This is a genomic window from Komagataeibacter oboediens, from assembly GCF_003207815.1.
GTDB classification, from domain to species: Bacteria; Pseudomonadota; Alphaproteobacteria; order Acetobacterales; family Acetobacteraceae; genus Komagataeibacter; species Komagataeibacter oboediens.
In genome coordinates this window covers 124057-147483 of sequence record NZ_NKTX01000001.1, presented here as the reverse complement: position 1 = coordinate 147483, position 23427 = coordinate 124057, and the positions used below count along the sequence as shown (strand labels likewise).

Below are 23427 nucleotides of genomic sequence, written 5' to 3'. Positions count from 1 at the left end.
GGAAAGAATTGGTCAGGACCGCCCCAGAACCAGTCGCGCCACGATACGGTGGCCGGCAGGATCCCATAGCACCACACGGTCTACGCTTTCCCCACCAGTCAGCACCACCGCCAGCAGCCCATCGGGGCGAGCGGTAACGGACTGCACATGCGTCCCCGGCGCTTCCTCCACCACCAGATCCCCTGCCTGCACGCCCGGCCCCGCCATGACGGGGGCCGGTACCGTCGCGCCTGCCACCGCAACCGGGTGGGGAGCGGCCGGGTGCATCATCCGGTGCACCAGCACGCCAACCAGCGCCAGCGAGCCGATGAACAGCAGGATTCCCATGCCGATCACCGCCGCAAGCAGCGCGCGCGATCCCTGTTTTTCCATTATGTGCTTTCCGTTCCCGAATACCGTTTTTTCCGATAGACACATGCCATGAATGACACTGTCCCCCCTGCCCCTGTCATCGCCACCACCGGTGACGCAGGCCAGCGCACCGACCGCTTCATTGCCAATGTGGTCGAAGGCCTTTCGCGTTCACGCGTCAAGTCCCTTATGGAAAGCGGCCATCTGTTACGCGATGGCAGCCCGCTGCGGGACCCGGCGGAACCCGTGCGGGCAGGCATGTGTTATGAAATTCATATCCCCCCCGCAATCCCCGCCACACCGCAGGGGCAGGATATCGCCCTCGACATATTATATGAGGACCGCGACCTGATCGTGCTGGACAAGCCCGCGGGCATGGTCGTGCACCCGGCCCCAGGGAACGAGGACGGCACCCTTGTCAACGCCCTGCTGGCCCATTGCGGCGAGGGGCTGACCGGAATTGGTGGCGAACGGCGACCGGGCATCGTACACCGACTGGATAAGGACACGTCGGGCATCATGGTCGCGGCCAAGACCGAAATGGCGCATCAGGCGCTTTCCCTTGCCTTTGCCGAACGCAGGATCGACCGGGCGTATCAGGCCATCTGCTGGGGCGTTCCCTCGCCCGCCAGCGGATCGTTCGATGGTGCGATCGGGCGCGACCGGCGCGACCGCAAGCGCATGGCGGTGATTGCCAATGGTGGCGGCAAGATGGCGCTGACCCATTACCGCGTACTGGACACCTTCCATGGCGGCCTTGCCCATGTGGAATGCAGGCTGGCGACCGGACGCACCCACCAGATCCGGGTCCACTTCGCCCATGCCGGACACGCGCTGGTGGGCGATCCGGTTTACCTGCGCCGGATTCCGGCCGCGTCACGCAGCCTGCCCCCCGTGGCAAAGGACGCGGCGCTGGATTTTCCCCGCCAGGCGCTGCATGCCCGCCGTCTGGGCTTTGTCCACCCGCGCAGCGGTGAGGAGATGCTGTTCGAGACCGCCCCCCCGGAAGACTTCCGTCACCTGCTGTCCAGTATTGCCTGATTTGCAGGCATATTCATTGACACAACCGGCCAGCATGCCTATGTTCGGTGATTGTTCGCCGGGGCCGACGCCCCCAGGCTAACTGGACGTCCTGTATAAAACTGCCCATGACGGGGGTCATATACAGGGACGTGAGATGTCCAGTCGTGCGTCTAACAGAGTTGACGATGCAACCCTTCCGGTAACGGTTACGTTAGTCCGGATTAAAGCTGTCCCGTCCCTCTGGAACAGGAGTCCGTTACAATGGCCTCTTCTGCTTCTGCTCTTATTTCCGGTCCCGAAAACAACCTGTCCAAATACCTTCGGGATATCCGCAAGTTTCCCATGCTCTCCCCCGAGGAGGAGCTTCGCCTGTCGCGCCGCTGGAAGGACAAGGGCGACACCGAGGCCGCGCATAAACTCGTCACTTCCCACCTGCGTCTCGTCGCCAAGATCGCCATGGGCTATCGTGGCTATGGCCTGCCGGTGGGTGAACTGATCAGCGAAGGCAATATCGGGATGATGCAGGCGGTCCGCCGCTTCGACCCCGACCGTGGCTTCCGGCTGGCGACATATGCCATGTGGTGGATCCGTGCAGCGATACAGGAATACATCCTGCATAGCTGGTCACTGGTGAAGATCGGCACAACCGCCGCGCAGAAAAAACTTTTCTTCAACCTGCGTCGCCTCAAGGGACAGATGCAGGCCATCGATGACGGTGACCTGCAGCCTGAACAGGTCAACAAGATCGCCCAGTCCCTCGGCGTGCCCGAACAGGACGTGGTGAACATGAACCGCAGGCTTGCCGCCCCCGACCACAGCCTGAATGCGCCGCTGCGCATGGATGGCGAAGGGGAATGGCAGGACTGGCTGGTTGATGACAATGACAACCAGGAAGAAACCCTTGCCCAGAGCGAGGAATATTCCGGCAGGCAGGCGCTTCTGGCCAACGCCATGAAATCCCTGAACGACCGTGAACGTCATATCCTGACCGAACGGCGGCTCAAGGACGAACCGGCGACGCTGGAAGAGCTGTCGCATGTCTACAACATCTCACGCGAACGCGTGCGCCAGATCGAGGTCCGTGCCTTTGAAAAGGTTCAGACCGCGATGAAGGCGGAAGTCGCTTCCCGTCGCGCGCAGCACACGGCACAGGCCGAGGCCTGACAACCCGACAGCCTTCCCGATAAAAAAAAGCCCCGCACGCTTCTGGCGTTGCGGGGCTTTTTGTCTGTACCGGCCTTAATGGAAACGTTTTTGGTGAAGCTTTTTTCAAAACGCTTCAGAGAACGCCGCCTTTTCGAAAAAAGGCGGCACCCAAAAACTTTTATGACCTTGCAATCAGTCTTCGAACGGATCGCGCATCAGGATGGTGTCATCACGTTCGGGACTGGTGGACAGCAGGGTTACCGGCGCTTCAACCAGTTCCTCGATCCGGCGGACATACTTGATGGCCTGCGCAGGCAGTTCAGCCCACGAACGCGCGCCCTTGGTGCTGTCCTTCCAGCCTTCCATCGTCTCGAACACCGGACGGATACGCTGCTGCGCGCCGGGTGCCGACGGGAAGGCCGTGATCTTTTTGCCATCCAGTTCATAACCGACGCAGATGCTGATTTCATCCAGACCGTCCAGCACATCCAGCTTGGTCAGCGCCAGGCCGTTCACGCCACCAACGCGCACCGCCCTACGCACCAGCACGGCGTCGAACCAGCCACAGCGGCGCGGACGCCCCGTAACCGTGCCGAATTCATGTCCGCGTTCGCCCAGCGTGCGACCCATCTGGTCATGCAGTTCGCTGGGGAACGGCCCCTCACCCACGCGGGTGGTGTACGCCTTGGCAATGCCCAGGACGAAACCGATGCTGGTCGGCCCCACGCCTGCACCCGTTCCCGCATTGGCGGCAACGGTGTTGGAACTGGTCACGAACGGATAGGTACCGTGATCCACGTCCAGCATCACCGCCTGTGCGCCTTCGAACAGGATGCGTGACCCGCTGCGGCGGCTGTCATCCAGCAGGTCCCATACCGGCGCCATGAAGGGCAGCACGCGGGGCGCCACGCCATTAAGGAAGTCCAGCAGTTCCTGCTTGGTGAACGTATCCGCCCCAAGCCCCTTGAGCAGGGTGTTGTGGTGCAGCAGCAGTTCGTCCAGCTTCCAGTCCAGCGTTTCCGGCTCGGCCAGGTCACACAGGCGGATGGCGCGACGGGCCACCTTGTCCTCATAGGCCGGGCCGATGCCACGGCCGGTCGTGCCGATCTTGCGGTCGCCACGCGCTGCTTCACGCGCACGGTCCAGCGCGCCATGCACGGGCAGGATAAGGGGCGCGTTTTCAGCAATCTTCAGCGTCTCGGGCGTGACCTTCAGGCCCTGCGCCGTCACGCGGTCGATTTCCTTCAGCAGCGCCTCGGGGTCAACCACCACGCCGTTGCCGATCACGCCCATCTTGCCACGCACCAGCCCGGACGGCAGCAGGGACAGCTTGTAGGTCTGATCGCCCACCACCAGCGTATGGCCCGCATTGTGGCCACCCTGGAAACGCACGACCACATCGGCCCGGCTGGCCAGCCAGTCCACAATCTTTCCCTTGCCCTCGTCACCCCACTGGGTGCCGATCACGGTGACGTTGGACATTTCATGCTCCTTGCTATGCTGCCCGACCGGAATAAAGGCGACCAGCCGGAAAAACCTTGTTTATCAGATAATTAACGAAATAAAGTCAGATACCATCCACCGGCACGGGCTGACCATCAACCACCACCAGCATACAGGATAGGCGTCGTGCCTCGGCCCCTGCGTCACCTTCATCCCCCAGTGCGCTGACCGTGGCATAGCCCCCGGCGCGCAGGGCGGCCCCCACTTCCGGCGACGTCCCCCACGGCAGGAACACCCGCGTCCGGCACGGCAGCGGCGGAGCCGCGCGCAGGATGATGTCGGGCCGCAGGGTCAGGCCACAGGCCGGCTCGTCATTATTGGACAGGTAGCGACCGCCCCGGCCCAGTTCTTCGCGCTGGCCCGCGGCATATACGCTGACGCATACGCCGGTATGGTACTGCCAGCCACGGAATTCCACCGGGTCCACCGTCAGGCGGATACCGGGCACGCGCGCCTCAATGGCGGCAACGGTTGCCGCCAGCCGCACGCTATGGGCACGCACCACGGGCGGCAGGTCCACCGCCGCCAGTTCCGCCAGCGCTCCATGGGCCGGCCCCGCGGCATGCAGCAGGCGGATCAGGACCGGCGCCAGTTCCCCGCCATGCCGCGCCACGGCAGCGGCATCCTTGCGGTCCAGCGCACGCATCAGCATGCCGCGCACATGTCCGTCAAACCGGCCCGCATCAACCAGCGCCGTGGTCAGGGAAGGCATGGTGAGGTCAAAAGACACGCCCTGCACCCCAAGTGTGGCCAGGCATTCAGCCGCGATGGCGACGATTTCCGCATCTGCTTCCGGCTGGTCGGGGCCGATCAGTTCGACCCCCGCCTGCGAAATCTGGCGTTCGCCATCGCCACGGTTACTGTCCATAAGGATACACGGCCCGGCATAAGCCAGACGCAGGGGGCGCGGCACATCAGGCAGCCGTGTCGCGGCAATGCGCGCGATCTGCGGCGTCATGTCGGGCCGCAGCGCCATCATGCGTCGGGTGTCGGGGTCCATCAGGCGGAAGGTCTGTTCCGCTACGGCCGCACCGGAACCCGATAGCAGCGTTTCCTCGAATTCCAGCAATGGCGGCGTCACGCGGTCATACCCGTGGGCCGCGAATACGCGCATCAGCGTCTCGACCCCCGCTGCCTCGGCCTCGGCCTCGGGGGGGAGCCTGTCCACGAACCCTGCAGGCAGCAGCGCGGGATTGAACGGCGGGTCATCTGTCATATCAGGGGCCTATCGTGCGGCATCATGCCCCCCTGTGGCAGGCAGGGCATGACAGGTCAGACATGGAAAAGCAGGGATCAGGCGTGCTGGGCGCGCACCTGCGCGTACGCCCAGTCAAGCCAGGGCAGGACGGCCCGCAGGTCGGCGGTTTCCACCGTGGCCCCGCCCCACAGCCGCAGGCCTGGCGGCGCGTCGCGATAGCTGCCCACGTCCATCGCCACCCCTTCCTGCCCCAGCAGGGACACGATCTTCTTGGCCGCCGCCGTCTGGCCCGCATGGTCCAGCGCGGTAAACCACGGGGCGACAATACGCAGGCAGATGGCCGTGCTGGAACGGTGCTTCGGGTTGGGGGCAAGGAACTGCGCCCAGTCGGATTCCGCTTCCCATTCGGCAATGGCGGCAAGGTTGGCTTCGCTGCGGGCGATCAATCCCTTCAGGCCACCAGTGCCTTCAGCCCATTTCAGGCCATCCAGTGCATCTTCCACGCACAGCATGGACGGCGTGTTGATCGTGTCGCCACGGAAAATGCCGTCAATCAGGCCCTTGCTGTTGGTCAGACGGAATATCTTGGGCAGCGCGCGGGGAGCAGGCGTGGATACCAGTCGCTCCACCGCACGCGGCGACAGGGCCAGCATGCCGTGGGCTGCTTCACCACCCAGCACTTTCTGCCATGACCATGTGACCACATCCAGCTTTTCCCACGGCAGGTCCATGGCGAAGGCGGCGGATGTGGCATCACAGATCACCAGCCCGTCGCGCTGCGTGGGAATGGCAGCATCGTACGGCAGGCGCGCGCCCGATGTCGTGCCGTTCCATGTCAGCACTACGTCGCGCGCCCAGTCCACCTGCGCCAGATCGGGAATTTCACCATAATCGGCCTTCAGCACGCGGGCATCGGACAGTTTCAGCTGCGCGATGATGTCGTTGGCCCAGGTGGCGGAAAAGCTTTCAAACGCCAGCACGTCCACCGGGCGGGTGCCCAGGATGGACCACAGCACCATTTCCACCGCACCCGTATCGGATGCGGGCACGATGCCCAGCACCCAGTCATCCGGCATGCCAAGGATGGCCTTTGAACGGGTAATGACCTCGTTCAGCCGTGCGCGTCCTTCGGTCGAACGGTGCGAGCGCCCCACCAGCGCATCCGACAGGGCGGAAAGCGACCAGCCCGGACGCTTCGCGCAGGGGCCAGAAGAAAAGCACGGATTGGCAGGCCGTACGGACGGCTTTGCAGTAAGGGCATCAGGCAAGGGAGACATCGTCCTGTTCGCGACACGGGCAAAGGGACAGCAACACCGGGCGGTGCGCCAGACTGGTGCGAGAGGGGGGATTCGAACCCCCATGCCTTTCGGCGGTCGATTTTGAGTCGACTACGTCTACCGTTCCGTCACTCTCGCATACAGGCAGCCCGCCCTATGCGGGACGGAATGCCACGGCAATCAGTCCAGGGACGTCTTGCGGACCCGCTATATCACACGGGCGGCGGCGGTTCCAGCCCAAGCATCAGCGCCACATTCTGCAGTGCCGCGCCCGACGCACCCTTGCCCAGATTGTCCAGCCGCGCAGTCAGTACGACCTGCCGCAGCGCGTCGTTTCCATGCACGCGCAGTTCCATCCGGTCAGTGCCCGCCAGCGTATCCGCCAGCAGTTTCGCGCACGGTTCAGCCACCGTAATGCGGTCCGATCCCCTGTAATGCGCGCTCAGGGCGGCATGCAGGTCTGCAATGCCCACCCGACCGGGCAGGCGGTCCAGATGCAGCGGCACGGACACGATCATCCCCTGCGGGAAGTGCCCGACCGATGGCACGAAAACCGGCGGCTGCGCCAGACCGGCATACAGCGTCATTTCCGGCATGTGCTTGTGCCCAAGGCCCAGCCCGTACAGTTCGAACGCCGGACCGCCATCACGCTCATGCGCCTCGATCATGCTGCGGCCACCACCGCTATAGCCACTGACGGCATTTACGCAGACGGGGTAATCCGCCGGGACAAGCCCTGCCCGCACCAGCGGGCGCAGCAGGCCAATCAGCCCGGTGGGGTAACAGCCGGGATTGGACACGCGCGCGGCAGCGCGGATGGCGGCGGGCTGGGCTGCATCCATTTCGGGAAAGCCGTAAACCCATGCCGGATCGGTGCGGAACGCGGTGCTGGCGTCAAGTATACGCGGCGCATCGCTGCCCATGGCATCTGCCATGGCCACTGCTTCCCTTGCCGCGGCATCCGGCAGGCACAGAATGACGATATCGACCGCCGCCATCATTTCCCGTCGGGCATCGGGGTCCTTGCGGCGTTCGGGATCGATGGAACGCAGTGTTACGGGCAGGTGCCGCAGGCGGTTGCGAATGCCCAGTCCCGTCGTGCCCGCTTCGCCATCAATAAAGACCGTTGGCTGTCCACTGCTGCTCATGTTCGGTGTGTCCTGATAAAAACTTCCCGCACGGGGATGGGCGATCTATACAAAACCTGTGCCCGACCGCAATACGAACTGGCAGGAAACCGCACCCATGCACGATGCCCCGTCCGCCCTGCAACGCCTGCTGGACATCATGGCCCGCCTGCGCGACCCGCAGACCGGCTGTCCATGGGACCGGGAGCAGGATTTCGCCTCCATCGCACCTTACAGCATTGAGGAAGCATATGAAGTCGCGGACACCATCGCCCGCGAAGACTGGGACAGCCTGCCCGATGAACTGGGCGACCTTCTGCTGCAGGTCGTCTATCACGCGCAGATGGCCGATGAAAAAGGCATGTTCGATTTCGCCACCGTGGCCCGCATGATTGGCGACAAGATGGTCCGCCGCCATCCGCACGTATTCGGCAATGCCCCGGCCGAGGCAGGCCAGTGGGAAACCGGCAAGGCGCAGGAACGGCTGGCCCGCAACAGGGCCGGCACGCTGGATGACGTGCCGGTGGGCCTGCCCGCGCTGCTGCGCGCGCGCAAGCTGTCCGCACGCGCGGCCCGTACCGGTTTCGACTGGGACACGGTAGGCGAGGTCGCGGCGAAGGTGGATGAGGAACTTGATGAACTGAAGGTCGAACTGGAAAGCGGCGACCGGGCGAAGATATTCGATGAACTCGGCGATGTGCTGTTCACGCTGGCAACCCTTGCGCGCAAGCTGGACATGGACCCCGAAGCCTGCCTGCGCCAGGCCAACGCCAAGTTCACCCGCCGCTTCACCGCGGTCGAGCACGATCTCGCCGCCCGTGGCCTTGCACTGACGGATGTGGATGTCAGAACCATGGAAGAAGGCTGGCAGGCCGTCAAACGCCGTGAACGCGCGGCACAGCCACAGGACTGAAACCCGCGCAAACCATTCAGGCGTTTCTGGTAAAGATTTTTGCAGAAAGCTTTCAGGGGACGCCGCCGTTTTGAAAAAATGCGGCACCCATGAACGTTTCCGGGTTTTTTATGCAGCGGGGGTCAACAGCAGGTCACGCAACGCCTGCCAGCTTGCCCTGTCTGGCGCATACAGAAGGCCGCCGCTACGATCCGTGACACGGTAGGGAGAGCCATCAAAATGGGCGCTATAGCCCCCGGCCTCCGCATGGATCAGCCACCCTGCCAGATGGTCCCATGGCATGGTGCGGTTGAACAGCAGGAAGTGACACCGCCCGTCAACCAGCATCAGGTATTCATGCGCGGCACACCGGAAATCCCATGATCCCGCCACCTTGGGCAGGTTATGCGTCACCACGTCGCGCATGGGGGCCGGCAGGTAACGCCATGACGCATTGCCCGACATGTCCCGCGCCGCAACGGGGGCGGCCACATTCAGCCTGCGCTCGACCCCGCCACGATCGTTCAGCCATGCCCCCTGCCCGCGCGCGGCCAGCACAGCGACATCACAGACCGGGTCGACAATCGCCCCGCCAACCACGTCCCCCCGTGCCACGACGGAAACCATGACGCCAAACAGCGGCACGCCCGCCGCATAATTGGCTGTGCCGTCAATGGGATCGATCACGAAAGCAAGGTCGGCCGTCACCAGACCGTCCAGCAGGGCGGGATCGGCCGCCACCGCTTCTTCTCCCAGCACCAGTGCGGTGGGCCATGCGGCGCGCAGGGCCGCGGTCAGGTCGCGTTCGGTGGCTTCATCGGCCACGGTCACGATATCCAGCGGGCCGCTCTTGCTGCGGATGTCGGCACGGTCCAGACAGCGGAAGGACGGCATGACATGGCGCGATGCCGCGCCGCGCATCATATCCACCACCTTGTGCATGTCCGCCAGTGTGATCCGTGCCGTCATTGCTGTCCCTCCGCCATGCATGTCAGTCGTTTACCGGTGCCTATCCATGCGCCCGCAGGGAGATGTTTTCCACCCCGCCCGCGGTCACAGGACAGTCAGCGCACCAGTCTCCGGCCTAATCCTGCAGGCAGGTCACGACACGGCCGAACTGCATCTCGAACCGCGCGCGGTTTGCGGGGGACAGGCGGACGGTCATCTCTACCCCGTCTTCCCCATCCTCGCGCTGCGTGACCTCGCCATGTTCATACAGCCACGCCATCGCGGCCCCTTCGGCCAGCGGCACGCGATAGGCGGCAACTTCCATCGCCCGCGTCATGCGTTCGTCAATCGCGGCCAGCAGGTCGGGCAGGCCATCGCCGGTAATGGCGGAAATGACCACGTTGCCCGGTCGTGCACCCACCGCGTCACGTCCGCCCACGAGATCGGCCTTGTTCAGCACCTCGATCACGCGGGACTGCCAGTCCTGCTCGATCGTACCATTGCGGGCCATGCCCTCCAGCACCTCGATCACGTCAGTGCGCTGCGATGCGCTGTCGGGATGCGAGACATCACGCACATGAAGGATGATGTCGGCTTCCGCCACTTCTTCCAGCGTCGCGCGGAAGGCGGCGATCAGTTCGGTCGGCAGGTCGCTGATGAACCCCACCGTATCCGACAGGATCACCCGCCGCCCCGATGGCAGCTGGATACCGCGCATGGTGGGGTCCAGCGTTGCGAAAAGCTGATCCTGCGCATACACGCTGGCCCCGGTCAGGGCGTTGAACAGGGTGGACTTGCCCGCATTGGTATAACCAACCAGCGCCACGATGGGGAACGGCACCCGCCTGCGGGCCTGCCGGTGCAGGCCACGGGTGCGACGGACCTGTTCGAGTTCACGCTTGAGACGCACGATCCGGTCGCCGATCATGCGGCGGTCGGCCTCGATCTGGGTTTCACCGGGACCGCCAAGGAAGCCGAAGCCGCCACGCTGGCGTTCAAGGTGGGTCCATGTCCGCACAAGACGGCTGCGCTGGTATTCCAGATGCGCGAGTTCGACCTGCAGCGTGCCTTCACGCGTGGCGGCGCGTTCACCGAAGATATCAAGGATCAGCGCGGTCCGGTCGATCACCTTGCAGCCCAGCGCGCGTTCAAGGTTACGCTGCTGTACCGGCGTCAGGCGGGAATCGATGATGACAACGGTGATGTTGTCCGCCTTGACCGTTTCCTTGAGCGAATCCACCTGCCCGCCACCCAGCAGGGTCGCGGGCCTGCGCGCACGCAGCAGCAGCACCGCCTGACAGACCACCACCAGCCCGATGGAAGCGGCAAGACCCACCGCTTCTTCCAGCCGGGCTTCGGCCGCGCGGGCATCGTCATGCCGGTCGGGGCGTTCCCACGGCAGGATGACGGCGGCGCGGGTGGCGGAGGAAGGCAGCCCCGCCATCACGACGGGCTGCCATCCGTGGGTGCACGCTCCTCTGTGCCCTCGGCTTCGGCCGGGGGTTCGAACAGGCTGACGGGCGTCGCGGGCATGACGGTGCTGATCGCATGCTTGTACACAAGCTGCGTATGCCCGTCGCGCCGCAGCAGGACGGAGAAGTTATCAAACCAGGTGATGATTCCCTGCAGCTTGACGCCATTGACGGGGAAAATGGTAACCGGCGTTTTCGACCGGCGGACGTGGTTGAGAAACACGTCCTGGACATTCTGTGAAGGTTCTTTTGCCACGGCAGGGCCTTACTTGTTGCTTGTTGGGCGGAATCACACGGCACAGTCGCGTGTCATGCTACGGCGTTGCCACCGTCCGTATCACAGTTCGTTGTCTAGCAGTCATGTGCCAGGTGGGCAAAAGCTCATCCCGCATTGCGGTCCTCGGATGTCACGCCAAGCTGCTTGAGCTTGCGGTGCAGCGCGCTGCGCTCCATCCCCACAAACCCCGCGGTACGGCTGATGTTCCCCCCGAAACGCAGCAGCTGCGCCTGCAGGTACTGGGTTTCGAACAGGTCGCGGGCCTCCCTTAACGGCAGGCTCATCACATCCTCGTCAGAATCGAACTTCAGCAGCGCGGGTGCGCCTTCGCCCACGGTGGATGGCAGCATGTCGGCACGGATCGGGTCCGAACTGTTGCCCGGCATCATGATCAGAAGGCGCTCCATCAGGTTGCGCAGTTCGCGCACGTTGCCCGGCCATTCATAGCTCTGCAATGCGGCGATCGCGTCTCCCGACAGTTCGCGCAGCGGCAGCCCCGCGTTTTCTGCCGCGCGGTCAAGGAACATGCGCGCCAGTTCGGGTATGTCCTCGCGCCGTTCACGCAGGCTGGGAATACGCAGCGGCACGACCGCAAGGCGGTAGTACAGATCCTCGCGGAAGCGCCCCAGCGCAATTTCGGCCTGCAGGTCGCGGTTGGTGGTGGCCAGCACGCGCACATCCACCTTGACCCGTCGCGCACCGCCAAGGCGTTCAAACGTCTGGTCCTGCAGCGCGCGCACGATCTTGCCCTGCGTTTCCAGCGGCATGTCCGACACTTCGTCCAGCACCAGCGTGCCGCCATGGGCGCGTTCCAGCACGCCGGTGCGACGACCGGCGCCGTCCTCGCCCCCTTCGATACCGAACAGTTCCTCCTCGAACCGACCCGGGGCAAGGGTCGCGCAGTTCAGCGCGATGAACGGCCCTTCCGCCCGGCGGGAACTGGCGTGGATCATCCGCGCCGCCACTTCCTTGCCAGTGCCCGCCGCCCCCGAAATCAGCACGCGCGACCCGGTGGGCGCCACGCGGTCGATCTGGTTGCGCACGGCGGTAATCGCAGCACTACGCCCCTCCAGCACGGTGCCGGACCCCGCGCGCAGGCGCAGTTCCGCATTTTCGCGCGCCAGACGCGACGCCTCCAGCGCACGACGCACAACAACCAGCAGGCGATCTGCCTGGAACGGTTTTTCGATAAAGTCGTACGCGCCGTGCTGCAGGGCGGCGACGGCGGTCTCGATCGTGCCGTGTCCCGATATCATGATGACCGGGATGGACGGCTCCTCCTTATGCAGGACATTCAGGATCCCCAGCCCGTCCAGCCGTGACCCCTGCAGCCATACATCAAGCACCACCAGCGAAGGCCGACGTTCCCGGAAGGCCGCAATGGCGGAATCGGAATCCGCCGCCAGCCGCGTCTCGTATCCCTCATCAGCCAGAATACCTTCGATAAGGAGCCGTATATCCGGCTCGTCATCGACGATCAGGATTTCATGCCCCATGGTCGTCCTTTATCGGCAAAATCAATGTCGACACAGCTCCCCTGCTCCCGGCGCGATCCGCAAGCCCGATGCTACCGCCATGATCCTCAAGAATCTTCTTGACGATCGCAAGGCCAAGTCCGGTTCCCTTGGGCTTATGGGTCACATATGGCTCGGTCAAACGGGCACGATCCTCCACCGGCAACCCGATGCCGTCATCCTCAACGCTCAGGACGACATCCGGGTCATGCCGGGTCAATGTAATACGGATCGTGCCGATCACGCCATCCCCGCCACTCGTGCCCGGGTCCGGCCGCATGGCGATCGCATCCGCCGCATTCTGCAGCAGGTTGGTCAGCGCCTGCCCCACCAGCCTGCGGTCACATTTCACCAGCGGCCCCCGGTCCGGCAGGTTGACCTCATAGCGGATTTCCGGATGGGCATTGCGCTGCAGGATCAGCGCCTCGCGCACGATGCGCGACAGATCCTCCATCCGCATCACAGGCTGCGGCATGCGCGCGAAGGCGGAAAATTCGTCGACCATACGCCCGATGTCACCCACGTGGCGGATAATGGTGTCCACGCACTGCACGAACGTGTCGGGATCGGATGATATTTCCCGCAGGAAACGCCGCTTGAGCCGTTCGGCCGCAAGCTGGATGGGCGTCAGCGGGTTCTTGATCTCATGCGCGATGCGGCGGGCGACATCGGCCCAGGCCGCCTTGCGCTGCGCGACCTGCAGGGCTGTTATGTCATCAAACGTCACAACGTAGCCATCCGCGAAATCGCCGGTCACGGTACTCTGCATTTCCGCGCCGATTCGCACCAGCAGGGTGCACGCACGCCCACCGGCCAGCACCTGCACCTCGCCGGTCAGTTCGCGCCCCTTTTCCTGCGCGATGCGTCCCAGCATAGTACCCAGTTCCGGCACCACATCCGTCAGCGACTGTCCCACGCATGCCGACATGTCACGCTGCAGCAGCACGCTGGCGGCACGGTTGGGCAGTTCGATCATGCCATGCGAATCCAGCCCGATCACACCTGCGGACACGCCGGACAGCACGGCTTCGGTAAACCTGCGGCGTTCGTTGATCTGGTTGGTGGCGTTGACCAGTTCCGCGCGCTGGGTCGCAAGCTGGGTGGTCATGCGGTTGAAGGCGCGCGACAGGCTGGAGACCTCGTCATCACGCTCGCCCTCGGGCACGTTGCTGTCCAGGTTGCCCTTGCTGACCCGTTCGGATGCAAGGATCAGCAGTCCCAGCGGGCGCACGATCTGGTTGGCCAGCATAAGCCCGATCAGGATCGCCGCCCCCAGCACCAGCACGGCCACCAGGGCGAAGATCAGCACGAAGGTGAACTGGATCTTGGCACGGTTGCCATTCAGGCGCTGGTAATCGGCCACCACCTGTTCGGTACGATGCATGTGTTCGAGGATGTCGGGGTCCACCGGACGCTCGATCATGAGCATGAGCGACGGCGTATCGCCCAGTGTCACGACGGCGCGGACGGTCTTTTCATCGGGGGAATCAAGGATCGCGATTTCGTTCGTGCGCGCCATGAGGGTGGCGGCAGGCGGCGGCAGGTCCTTGCGGTTGGCTGTCCGCCCCATGAGCCCGCCCGAGGCGACGACGGTATTGGTGAACGGATCATACACCACCGCCACATCCAGCCCGCGCAGCGTGGCCTGTGAATCCAGCACCTGCGACAGCGCATCCGGGTCATGCAGAAGATCGCCCCCCGACCCCGACAGCCCGTTCTGCGCACTGACAAGGTAATTGGCCAGCGAGAACGCTTCCGTACGGATATTGGCGTTATGTTCCTGCAGGTAGCCACGCGATGTCTCCAGCGCCTCGTTCAGGGCGGTGTTCACCCGGTCGCTGAACCAGATCTGGATACCGTAATGGAAGAAGACGGCGGCAAACGTGCCCACCACGATGGTGGGCGCCACCGCAACAATGCCAAACAGCGTGACCAGCCGCACATGCAGCCGCGCCCCCGCCAGCCCGCTGCGCCGTTCGGCCAGGACCCGCCCGATCTTTTCCGTAAGCGAGGTTGCCAGCAGCAGCAGCACGAGGAAGTTCAGGATGAAGACCAGCGCCTGAAGCTGCGGATGATGGGCCAGCGACTTGCCACCCGACAGCACCACGAATGTCGCGACCCCCAGAACCAGCGCCAGCAGCACCAGAACCAGCGCCACATTGCGCCGCACCAGCATGTCCAGCACCCGCCGGGCCAGCCGGTACGCCACGCTGGAGCGTTGTGTCGCGTTCATGGTCATGCGCCGCCGCGGACCACCGGAATGTCCAGGTCCCGGATCTTCTTGCGCAGCGTGTTGCGGTTCAGCCCCAGCATGGCCGCGGCCCGGATCTGGTTGCCGCGCGTGGCCGCCAGCGTCATGGTGATCAGCGGGCGTTCGACCTCGGCAATCACCTTGTCGTAAATATCGCTCAGCGGCATGCCGTCCTGCCCCGATGACAGGAAGCGGCGCAGATGCCGCTCCACCGCCTCGGCCAGCGTCTCGGCCGCCCCGCTGCCGCCTTCACCCTGTGCCGCAACGCTGCTGGTTTCCGCCAGTTCAGCGGCGATGATGTCCGCGCCAATGCTTTCCTGCGGATGCAGCGCCGTGATGCGCCGCATGAGGTTTTCCAGTTCGCGCACGTTGCCCGGCCAGCGATAGGCCTGAAGCTGGGCCATCGCCTCGTCATCCAGCACGCGCACGCTGCCTGCGCCCTCGGCGTTTTCATTCAGGAAATGCCGCGCCAGCAGGGGAATGTCCTCCACCCGTTCACGTAGCGGCGGCAGGCGCATGGGCACCACGTTCAGGCGGTAGTACAGATCCTCGCGGAAGGTGCCCGCGCGGATCGCCTGCCGCAGGTCCCGGTGGGTCGCGGCGATGATGCGCACATTGGCGCGGATCGGCACGGTGCCACCCACGGTGGTGAATTCCCCGTCCTGCAGTACGCGCAGCAGGCGCGTCTGGGCTTCTGGCGGCATATCGCCGATTTCATCAAGGAACAGCGTACCGCCAGCCGCCTGTTCAAACCGCCCGGCGACACGGCTGGTCGCCCCGGTAAAGGCGCCGCGTTCATGCCCGAACAGTTCGCTTTCGATCAGATTGCGCGGGATGGCGGCCATGTTGATGGCCACGAACGGCCCCGTCCGCCTGCGCCCGTATTCATGCAGGGCACGCGCCACCAGTTCCTTGCCGGTGCCGCTTTCCCCGTTGATCATCACCGTCAGGTCCGATGTCGTCAGGCGGGCGATGATGCGGTAGATGTCCTGCATCACCACCGAACGCCCGATCAGCGACATCTGTTCGTCTGGCTGCGGGGGCGCCAGCGGCTGCACCGGGGTGGCAGGGGTCGCCAGCGCGCGGGCAACCACCGCCAGCACTTCCTTGAGGTCAAACGGCTTGGGCAGGTACTCGAACGCGCCGCGCTGGGTCGCCTTGACGGCTGTCATCAGGGTGGACTGCGCACTCATGACCACCACGCGCAGATCAGGGCGGATACGGCGGATGCGCGGGATCAGGTCCAGCCCGTTTTCATCGGGCATGACGACATCGGTGATGACAAGGTCGCCCTCGCCCTCCTCCACCCACTGCCACAGGGTGGACGCCTGGCCGGTGGTGCGGACCTGGTAGCCCCCACGCCCCAGCGCCTGGCTCAGCACAGTGCGGATGGAGCGGTCATCATCGGCAACAAGAATGGTCGGCAGCGACATACGCTATAAATCTCTCAGGTCCAGTGGGGGAACATCAGGGCGTGTCCCGGCCCTCGGTCACGACAGGCAGGTGCAGCAGGACCTCGGTGCGACCGGGCTGGCTTTCCACCTCGATCACGCCGCCATGGTCCCCCACAATCTTGCCGGCAAGCGCCAGCCCCAGCCCACTGCCCGTGGTCTTGGTTGTCAGGAAGGGCTCGAACAGGTGCGGCCGGATGTTTTCAGGAATGCCCGGCCCGTTATCGCGCACCGACACCAGCAGCGGCAGCTGCACGCGCTGGCTGCCCGCCCCGGTGGAAACCCATATGCCGGGACGGTAGCTGGTGGTCAGCGTGATTTCGGGCGGCGCCGCATCATCGGGATTGGTGTGCAGGGCCTCGGCCGCGTTCTTCACGAGGTTGAGCAGCACCTGCACCAGCTGGTCGCGGTTGCCCCATACCGGCGGAAGCGAAGGGTCATACACTTCGTGAAAGCGGATATCGGCGGCAAAGCCCTGCTGCGCCAGCCGGCGCACATGTTCCAGCACGCGGTGGATGTTGACGGGCCTGCGTTCAATCGGCCGGTCGCTGAACATGTCCATCCGGTCCACGAGGTCCCGGATGCGGTTGACCTCGTCCTGGATCAGCACCGCCAGTTCCCGGTCGGCTTCGCCGACCGATGTTTCCAGCAGCTGTGCCGCGCCCCGGATACCGGAAAGCGGGTTCTTGACCTCATGGGCGAGGATGGCCGCCATGCCCGCAACACTGCGGGCGGCGGAGCGGAAGGTCAGCTGCCGGTCCAGCACGCGGACGGCGGAAAAATCATGGAATGTCAGCGCGACCGAACCGGGCTCTTCCATGACCGGTGCGCCCTGCACCGTCACGCCATCATGGCGCAGGCGGGGACTGTCCAGCGTGACCTCGTGCTCGACCACCGTATGGTCCTGCGCGCGGACCTGTTCCATCAGCAGGAAAAGCGGGCTGTCACCGGGCAGGATGTCCGTCAGGCGCATCTGCACCAGATGCGCGCGCGACATGCCGAAAAACGGTTCCGCGGCGCTGTTGACATACCCGATGGCGTTATCCGCCCGCACGACCATGACCGGCAGCGCCAGCGAGTCGAGGATCACACGCCCGTTGCCCGTCACGTTATCGGGCGCACACGGCACATGGGGCATGGGGGAAAGCGGGCCCATCTTCATGCCGCCTGTGCTGCGGCCCTTTCCGCTCCCACGGTGGACGGGCGCGGCCCGCGTACATTGCCCGCCGCAATCTGGCGGTCATAGAATTCGTTGATCATGCCAATCGCGGCATCCACCGTATCGACACGGTTGACGGCGGCACGGAAGCCTGCGGAATCCGGCAGGCCAGCCGAGTACCACGACACATGCTTGCGCGCCAGGCGCAGGCCGGGATGCGCGCCGAAATGGTCGATCATCATGCCGTAATGCTCCAGCACGATGGCCTTTTCCGCCACAAGATCAGGCTCGGGCACGTGTTCGCCATGCATGAGCGCGCGCGCCACCTGTGCCAGGAACCACGGGCGGCCATAACAGCCGCGCCCGATCATGACGCCCCGCGCGCCGGAGCGTTCGAGTGCCACCCGGGCGTCTTCCACCGTCAGGATGTCGCCATTGACGATCACCGGCAGGTCCACCGCATCCACCACGTTGCGCACGAAATACCAGTCCGCCGTGCCGTTATAGAACTGCTGGCGGGTGCGGCCGTGGACCGTCACCATGCGTATGCCCGATTCCTGTGCAATCCGCGCAAGCGTGGGGGCGTTCAGGCTGTTATGGTCCCAGCCCATGCGCATTTTCAGCGTGACCGGCACATCCACCGCGCGCACCACGCCTTCCAGCAGGCGGCCGGCCTGTACCTCGTCACGCATGAGGGCTGAACCGGCAAGCTGGCCCACCGCCACCTTTTTCACCGGACAGCCGAAATTGATGTCGATGATATCCGCCCCGCGATCGACCGCGATCCGCGCGGCCTGCCCCATGGCGTCGGGGTCACAACCGGCAAGCTGTACGGAATTGGGGCCATCATCCGCCACTTCGGCCATGCGCAGGGTATTTTCATTTTCCCGGATCATGGCCCATGACGCGATCATTTCGGACACGACCAGTCCCGCGCCCAGCCTGCGCGCCAGCCTGCGGAACGGCAGGTCGGTCACCCCGGCCATGGGCGCCAGGATGACAGGTGCCTTAAGGACGACCCCACCCCCCAGATCAATGGGTGACAGCAGCTGAGACGACATGAACCACGCTTCCCCGCCGAAAACCCCAGCCGCGCCCGATGGCGGCAGAAAGGCATGCCGGCTACAATATCCATCAATAATGCTTATGATTTAGGCAGAATACCCTCTCCCGTCGCCCCGTGCAATCAGGTTCGGTGCATTCGGGAAACATTTTACTGCGTGTCCCCCGCCCCGCGCGGGACTGTTCCCGACGCTCAGTGCTTGACGCGCGGGCCACATGGCCGCATTGCTCCGCATCATGCGTGTTGCAGCCATCCTTCTCGCCGCGGGCCAGGGCAGCCGGTACAGCGCCCAGACCGCGACACCCCTCGCCAAGCAGTATGTCACGCTCGGCGGGCGGCCCGTCATCCGTCATGCGGCGGATGCCCTTGCCCCTCATGTCGGCATGATCCAGCCCGTGGGCGATCCCGCCCTGCTGACCGGTGCGCTGGAGGGGTTCGCCCCCGCCGGCTGCACGGTCCTGCCGGTCGTACCGGGCGGGGCCACGCGACAGGCCAGCGTCAGCGCGGGGCTGGAAGCCCTCGACCGCCTGCCCGAAGAACGGCGGCCCGACCTGGTGCTGATCCATGACGGCGCGCGTCCCTATGTGCCCGCCGACGTGACGCAGGGCGTGATCGCGGCACTGGAACAGCATGCGGGCGTCATTCCCGCCGTGCCGGTGGCCGATACCATCAAGCGCGCGAAGGACGGCATCATTACCGATACCGTGCCCCGCACCGACCTGTTCCGCGCCCAGACGCCACAGGGTTTCCGTTTTGCGCTGCTGCGCGACCTGCACCGCGCGGCCGATGCAGCGGACGCCACCGATGACGCTGCCCTGCTGGAACAGGCGGGACATCACGTAGCCATCGTTCCGGGTTCGGAAGACAACATCAAACTGACCTACAAGGAGGATCTGGTGCGCCTGGAACGCCTGATCGGCCCGACCCTGCTGCCGCGCACCGGGATGGGCTACGACGTACATGCCTTTGCCGAAAACCGGCCCCTGATCATGTGCGGCATCAACGTGCCCCATACGCGTGGCCTTGCGGGCCATTCGGATGCGGATGTGGGCATCCATGCCCTGTGCGACGCCATTTACGGCGCGCTGGCCGAAGGTGACATCGGCCGCCATTTCCCGCCCAGCCAGAATGAATGGAAGGACGCCGACAGCGCACGCTTCCTGGTGCATGCGGGCGAACGCATCCGCCTGCGTGGTGGCATGCTGGTCAATGCCGACGTGACGCTGATCTGTGAACGTCCCAAGATCGGTCCCCATTCGGAAGCGATGCGTGCCCGTCTGGCCGACCTGCTGAAGGTTGATGTCGACCGCATCTCGGTCAAGGCCACCACGTCCGAACGCCTTGGCTTTACCGGGCGCGAGGAAGGCATTGCCTGCCTCGCCAGCGCCACGGTGCTGGTGCCCTGATCGCCTGAAACACAAAAAAACGGCCCGGTGTGACACCGGGCCGTTTTGCATTCCGCACAAAGTTTCTGGTGAAGCCTTTATCTGTTCTCAACAGATGTGATGCCTCTCAGGTCATGTGGCACAGGCGCAGGAAACGCGATGCGTCCGCGACCTCCAGCGCCAGCAGGCGCAGGCTTTCAGCCTGTTTGTCATCCCTGCCCCATATGTCCATCTGGGTGCGTTCATCCACGGATGCGACTTCAGCCGCCTTCGCCGCCGACAGCGCGCCCGTCACGACCGCAAGCCCCAGCACGATGCTTTTCATGGCAGGCACCATCACGCCCAGTGCCGCAAGCGTGGCGTTATCCATTTTGTCCAGTATGCCCCGCCATGCCACCTGTACCGCCTGCGATTGCGACAGGGGCATGATGCCCTGCGTCACCGCCATGGCAATGCCGTAGCGCGCCTGCAGCCACGCAAGCTGCGGATCCCATTCCGCTTTCTGCCGTGCGCACAGCAGTGCCGGATGATCCGCGCGATAGCACAGCAGTTCTCCATCCACATACTGCAGCAGGGCCGTAACCTGCGCCGACGGATCGGGGGCGACGCGTTCGATCATGGTGCCGGTTATGCGTGTCATCGGCAGGTCGTCGGGGGTAAAATCACCGCCCTTTTCCCCACCGGCATGCGCCCATTCATCGGCAATCGCGCCAGCCAGCGCCCGTGACATCACACATAACGGCGTGCCACCGGGCAGGCGGATGCCCCGCCCGTCAAGCTCGACACAGAATCCCCCCTCCGCCGGGCGGGCGGCGGCCAGCGTCCAGAACCGCCTGCGCCTGCCAGGCGTCTGGGGCGTGGGCGGACGCACCCCGTCCTTCATCGCATTATCCTGTGTCATTTCAGGATGCCCAGCCCCTTCAGCAGGCCTGCCGCCTTGTTTACATCCGGCGAAGCCTTGGAATTGCCCAGCAGACCTGCTGCATCACCGGACGACTGCGCCTTGGGTGCTGCCGTCGTGGGTTCGGGGCCTGCCTGTCCCTCACGCGCGGCCTTCAGGGTTGCGGGGCACGGATCGGCCACCGCATTGCTCTTAGATCCACCCAGCAGCAGGCCGATGGCATAGCGGCCATCCGCGCCGCCATCCATTTTCGGGCGCGGTGCGGACAGCGTGCCCCCCACGCGCAGCGGCACGCTGGCCCCTGTCCCGCTGATCATGACCTGCGGCACCAGATGCAGGTCCAGCGCCTGCGACGCCATGCCCACCGTGCCCTTGCCGGTCACGGTCAGCGCATTGGTCTGCACGCCGATGGTGTCAACATTCGCCTGCCTGTCGGCCATGCTCATGTGCAGGCCAAAGCAGCGCAGTGCGATCGGGCCGGAGCCCAGCGCGCCGCGCGCCGCATCCCCCAGCAGTTCACCCAGCGCACTGCCGCTGACCGTTCCGTTGACCATGGACACGCCAAGGTGTCCGGTCATGCCGGTGCGCAGTTCGGCCGCGGTATTCCCCTGCGAACGCACTTCACCAACAACCTGCAGCGCCCCCTGCACCATGTTGGACAGGCCCGCCTTGCTTTCCAGCCATGTGGCCGGCAGCACCAGCGTGCCGATCTTACCCGATACGGTGGGCACGCTGCCCGACGCATCGACCTCAAACTGTCCCGATACGCGGCGGCCCGTGCCTTCGGCCTGTAGCGGGTCAACCTTCAGCAGCCCGTTGCGCAGGCTGATATGGCTCAGGGCGTTGTGGTATTCATCGCCTTCGAATTCCAGCTGCGCCGCGGTCAGGCGCAGGTCCGCATCCAGCTTGCGCAGCCGGTCAAACGGCAGCGCGTCATTGCTGTCCCTGGCATTCGCAGGCGTGGTGGTGCTGGCGTCGGCCTTGCCGGCAGCGGCGTTGCCCATCAGGGCATCGGCATTGACCCAGCTTGCATCAAGCGCGCCACTGACCAGCGGTACGCCCGCATGCCCACCGTGAACCGACAGGTCCAGCGCCCCCTTGAGGGAGACCTGCGTGCTCTTGACCACAATATCCGAAAGCTGGAAATGCGCGCCGTTATCCTCGCTGACCAGATGGGTCGAGGCGTCCAGATGGTCGATCACCGCGCCATTGGGCAGCGGCAGCCTGCCTGCGGACGCGTTGACATTCACCACCGCGCGCGACCCGCCCAGCGTGCCCGCGATACGCAGGCTGCCCGGATCACCCGACATGTCCAGCGACAGCGGCAGCGGATCGGCCAGATGCGACAGCGCCGCCTGTTCCACCTGCTGCAGTGATCCCAGCGTGCCGGACAGCTTCAGCCCCTGCCCCTGCCATGCACCCTGACTGCGGATGGTCACGGCGTCCTTGGGCCCCGGCGCGTCAACCGACAGCCCCTGCAGCGTCAGGCCGGACAGGTACTGTCCCGCGTCAACCGCGCCCGTATCCAGATGCAGGGAATTGAGCAGCGGCGTGCTGCCTGCCTTGTCCGCGGCATTACCGTCCACCACATTGGCTTTCAGCGACAGGCGGCGCACGTCAGGCAGGCTCATCCCCGGCACGAAAGCCTCGATCGCCTTCAGGCTGGCGATATTGCCATCCAGTTTGATGTTGTAGCCCTTCATGTGGTCGGGATCAGCCACGGTGCCATCCACCGCCAGCTGCCCCACCTGCTGCCCGCCAGCCCTGAATGCCGCCTGCAGCGCAACCGGCCAGCTGGCGCGCGCGGTGGATGTCAGGTTGATCGCCCCGGTATGCCCGGCCAGCGTAAAGCTGCCGCTGTCGTTATGACCCGCCACATCAATTTCGGGCTTCGCGCCATCAACATCCGACAGGTTGATATGGTCCAGCACCACCTTGCCCCGGCTGCCCGACATCCGGTCGTCCCAGTCAAGATCGGCATTGGTTATGCGGATGCTGCCGATCTGCACCTTCCAGTCGGACGCGGCCTGCGTGGCACCACCTTCGGGCGTGGCCGTGGCCTGTGCGCCGGTGGGCGACAGGCGCCAGTTGGCCTCGCCCCTGTCCGTACGCTCCAGATGGACGACAGGGTGGACCAGCTTCAGGTCCTCCAGGCGGATTTCATGGTGCAGCAGCGCCATAAGCCCCATGCTGGCCTGCAGGCTGTCCGCCGTTACCATGTCGGTATAGGCACCACCGGCCATGTCCGACAACCCGACATCACTGACAGACAGGGACAGGCTGGGCAGGACATGCAGTTCCAGCGCGCCCATGCGCACCTTGCGTCCGGTCTGCTTTTCGATCGCGGCAATGGCTTTCGTGCGCAGCGCATCCGGGTCCAGCATGGACTTGACCGCAAGCCCCGCCCCGCCCGCGATCACCACCAGCGCCGCGACGGAGCCGAGAAGGATGCGCCGTCCATTTCCGTTGTGTGCCATGTCAATTCCTGT

19 protein-coding genes and 1 tRNA gene are annotated in these 23427 nt (G+C 64.8%); 4 read left to right on the top strand and 16 right to left on the bottom strand.

The features are described from left to right. Nucleotides 1-12 precede the first annotated feature (12 nt). Nucleotides 13-372 (bottom strand): hypothetical protein, encoded by a 360-nt coding sequence (locus CFR80_RS00650; protein WP_010513895.1) that lies wholly within the window; start codon nucleotides 370-372, stop codon nucleotides 13-15. Between the two features lie 48 nt (nucleotides 373-420). Here CFR80_RS00650 and CFR80_RS00645 point away from each other — a divergent pair, with 48 nt between their 5' ends. Together CFR80_RS00645 and rpoH are read left to right on the top strand one after the other, a co-directional pair. Further along, on the top strand, nucleotides 421-1392 hold the full coding sequence (locus CFR80_RS00645; RefSeq protein ID WP_010513896.1) for an RluA family pseudouridine synthase: 972 nt from the start codon (nucleotides 421-423) through the stop codon (nucleotides 1390-1392). Nucleotides 1393-1635: 243 nt separating this feature from the next. Beyond that, nucleotides 1636-2538 carry an RNA polymerase sigma factor RpoH gene (gene rpoH / locus CFR80_RS00640; protein ID WP_010513897.1) on the top strand — a complete coding sequence of 301 codons (903 nt, stop codon included), beginning with the start codon at nucleotides 1636-1638 and terminating at the stop codon, nucleotides 2536-2538. Between the two features lie 174 nt (nucleotides 2539-2712). Here the strand turns inward: rpoH and CFR80_RS00635 are convergent, their stop codons facing one another. From CFR80_RS00635 to argC, 5 genes are all read right to left on the bottom strand, one after another. Beyond that, nucleotides 2713-4002: an adenylosuccinate synthase gene (locus CFR80_RS00635; RefSeq protein ID WP_010513899.1), complete on the bottom strand. Its 1290-nt coding sequence runs from the start codon at nucleotides 4000-4002 to the stop codon at nucleotides 2713-2715. A gap of 85 nt (nucleotides 4003-4087) precedes the next feature. Next, nucleotides 4088-5239, bottom strand: coding sequence for an ATP phosphoribosyltransferase regulatory subunit (locus CFR80_RS00630; RefSeq protein ID WP_110507013.1), 1152 nt, complete (start codon nucleotides 5237-5239; stop codon nucleotides 4088-4090). A gap of 77 nt (nucleotides 5240-5316) precedes the next feature. Next, complete coding sequence (locus CFR80_RS00625; protein WP_167513885.1) at nucleotides 5317-6498, bottom strand: phosphoserine transaminase; 1182 nt, start codon at nucleotides 6496-6498, stop codon at nucleotides 5317-5319. A 54-nt stretch (nucleotides 6499-6552) separates the two neighbouring features. Next, nucleotides 6553-6636: transfer RNA gene (locus CFR80_RS00620), tRNA-Leu, on the bottom strand. A gap of 74 nt (nucleotides 6637-6710) precedes the next feature. Further along, on the bottom strand, nucleotides 6711-7646 hold the full coding sequence (gene argC, locus CFR80_RS00615) for an N-acetyl-gamma-glutamyl-phosphate reductase (RefSeq protein ID WP_110507011.1): 936 nt from the start codon (nucleotides 7644-7646) through the stop codon (nucleotides 6711-6713). Between the two features lie 97 nt (nucleotides 7647-7743). Between argC and mazG the strand changes: the two genes are divergently transcribed. Continuing rightward, nucleotides 7744-8538 (top strand): nucleoside triphosphate pyrophosphohydrolase, encoded by a 795-nt coding sequence (gene mazG, locus CFR80_RS00610; protein WP_110507010.1) that lies wholly within the window; start codon nucleotides 7744-7746, stop codon nucleotides 8536-8538. Between the two features lie 108 nt (nucleotides 8539-8646). Here mazG and CFR80_RS00605 read toward each other — a convergent pair whose 3' ends face one another. From CFR80_RS00605 to dusB, 8 genes are all read right to left on the bottom strand, one after another. Next, on the bottom strand, nucleotides 8647-9486 hold the full coding sequence (locus CFR80_RS00605) for an inositol monophosphatase family protein (RefSeq protein WP_110507009.1): 840 nt from the start codon (nucleotides 9484-9486) through the stop codon (nucleotides 8647-8649). A 115-nt stretch (nucleotides 9487-9601) separates the two neighbouring features. Then, a complete protein-coding gene (hflX, locus tag CFR80_RS00600) occupies nucleotides 9602-10909 on the bottom strand; it encodes a GTPase HflX (RefSeq protein ID WP_110507008.1) in 1308 nt (435 codons plus the stop codon). Beyond that, nucleotides 10909-11193 carry an RNA chaperone Hfq gene (gene hfq / locus CFR80_RS00595; RefSeq protein ID WP_110507007.1) on the bottom strand — a complete coding sequence of 95 codons (285 nt, stop codon included), beginning with the start codon at nucleotides 11191-11193 and terminating at the stop codon, nucleotides 10909-10911. Before hfq ends, hflX begins: the two co-directional genes overlap by 1 nt. A 125-nt stretch (nucleotides 11194-11318) precedes the next feature. Continuing rightward, a complete protein-coding gene (ntrX, locus tag CFR80_RS00590; protein WP_010513910.1) occupies nucleotides 11319-12710 on the bottom strand; it encodes a nitrogen assimilation response regulator NtrX in 1392 nt (463 codons plus the stop codon). Beyond that, on the bottom strand, nucleotides 12700-14967 hold the full coding sequence (locus tag CFR80_RS00585; protein ID WP_010513911.1) for a sensor histidine kinase NtrY-like: 2268 nt from the start codon (nucleotides 14965-14967) through the stop codon (nucleotides 12700-12702). The genes ntrX and CFR80_RS00585 overlap by 11 nt, the downstream gene beginning before the upstream one ends. Further along, nucleotides 14964-16412 carry a nitrogen regulation protein NR(I) gene (gene ntrC / locus CFR80_RS00580; RefSeq protein WP_010513912.1) on the bottom strand — a complete coding sequence of 483 codons (1449 nt, stop codon included), beginning with the start codon at nucleotides 16410-16412 and terminating at the stop codon, nucleotides 14964-14966. Before ntrC ends, CFR80_RS00585 begins: the two co-directional genes overlap by 4 nt. A gap of 34 nt (nucleotides 16413-16446) precedes the next feature. Then, complete coding sequence (locus CFR80_RS00575) at nucleotides 16447-17586, bottom strand: two-component system sensor histidine kinase NtrB (RefSeq protein ID WP_029329382.1); 1140 nt, start codon at nucleotides 17584-17586, stop codon at nucleotides 16447-16449. A gap of 2 nt (nucleotides 17587-17588) precedes the next feature. Then, on the bottom strand, nucleotides 17589-18650 hold the full coding sequence (gene dusB / locus CFR80_RS00570; RefSeq protein WP_010513916.1) for a tRNA dihydrouridine synthase DusB: 1062 nt from the start codon (nucleotides 18648-18650) through the stop codon (nucleotides 17589-17591). Nucleotides 18651-18888: 238 nt separating this feature from the next. Between dusB and ispF the strand changes: the two genes are divergently transcribed. Next, nucleotides 18889-20058, top strand: a complete 1170-nt coding sequence (ispF, locus tag CFR80_RS00565; RefSeq protein WP_029329383.1) for a 2-C-methyl-D-erythritol 2,4-cyclodiphosphate synthase — start codon at nucleotides 18889-18891, stop codon at nucleotides 20056-20058. Between the two features lie 106 nt (nucleotides 20059-20164). On the opposite strand, the gene CFR80_RS00560 is transcribed toward ispF, so the two are convergent. Both CFR80_RS00560 and CFR80_RS00555 read right to left on the bottom strand, forming a co-directional pair. Next, nucleotides 20165-20938 (bottom strand): ATP12 family chaperone protein, encoded by a 774-nt coding sequence (locus tag CFR80_RS00560; RefSeq protein ID WP_010513919.1) that lies wholly within the window; start codon nucleotides 20936-20938, stop codon nucleotides 20165-20167. Then, nucleotides 20935-23415, bottom strand: coding sequence for an AsmA family protein (locus CFR80_RS00555; RefSeq protein WP_010513920.1), 2481 nt, complete (start codon nucleotides 23413-23415; stop codon nucleotides 20935-20937). The genes CFR80_RS00560 and CFR80_RS00555 overlap by 4 nt, the downstream gene beginning before the upstream one ends. Between the last annotated feature and the right edge of the window lie 12 nt (nucleotides 23416-23427).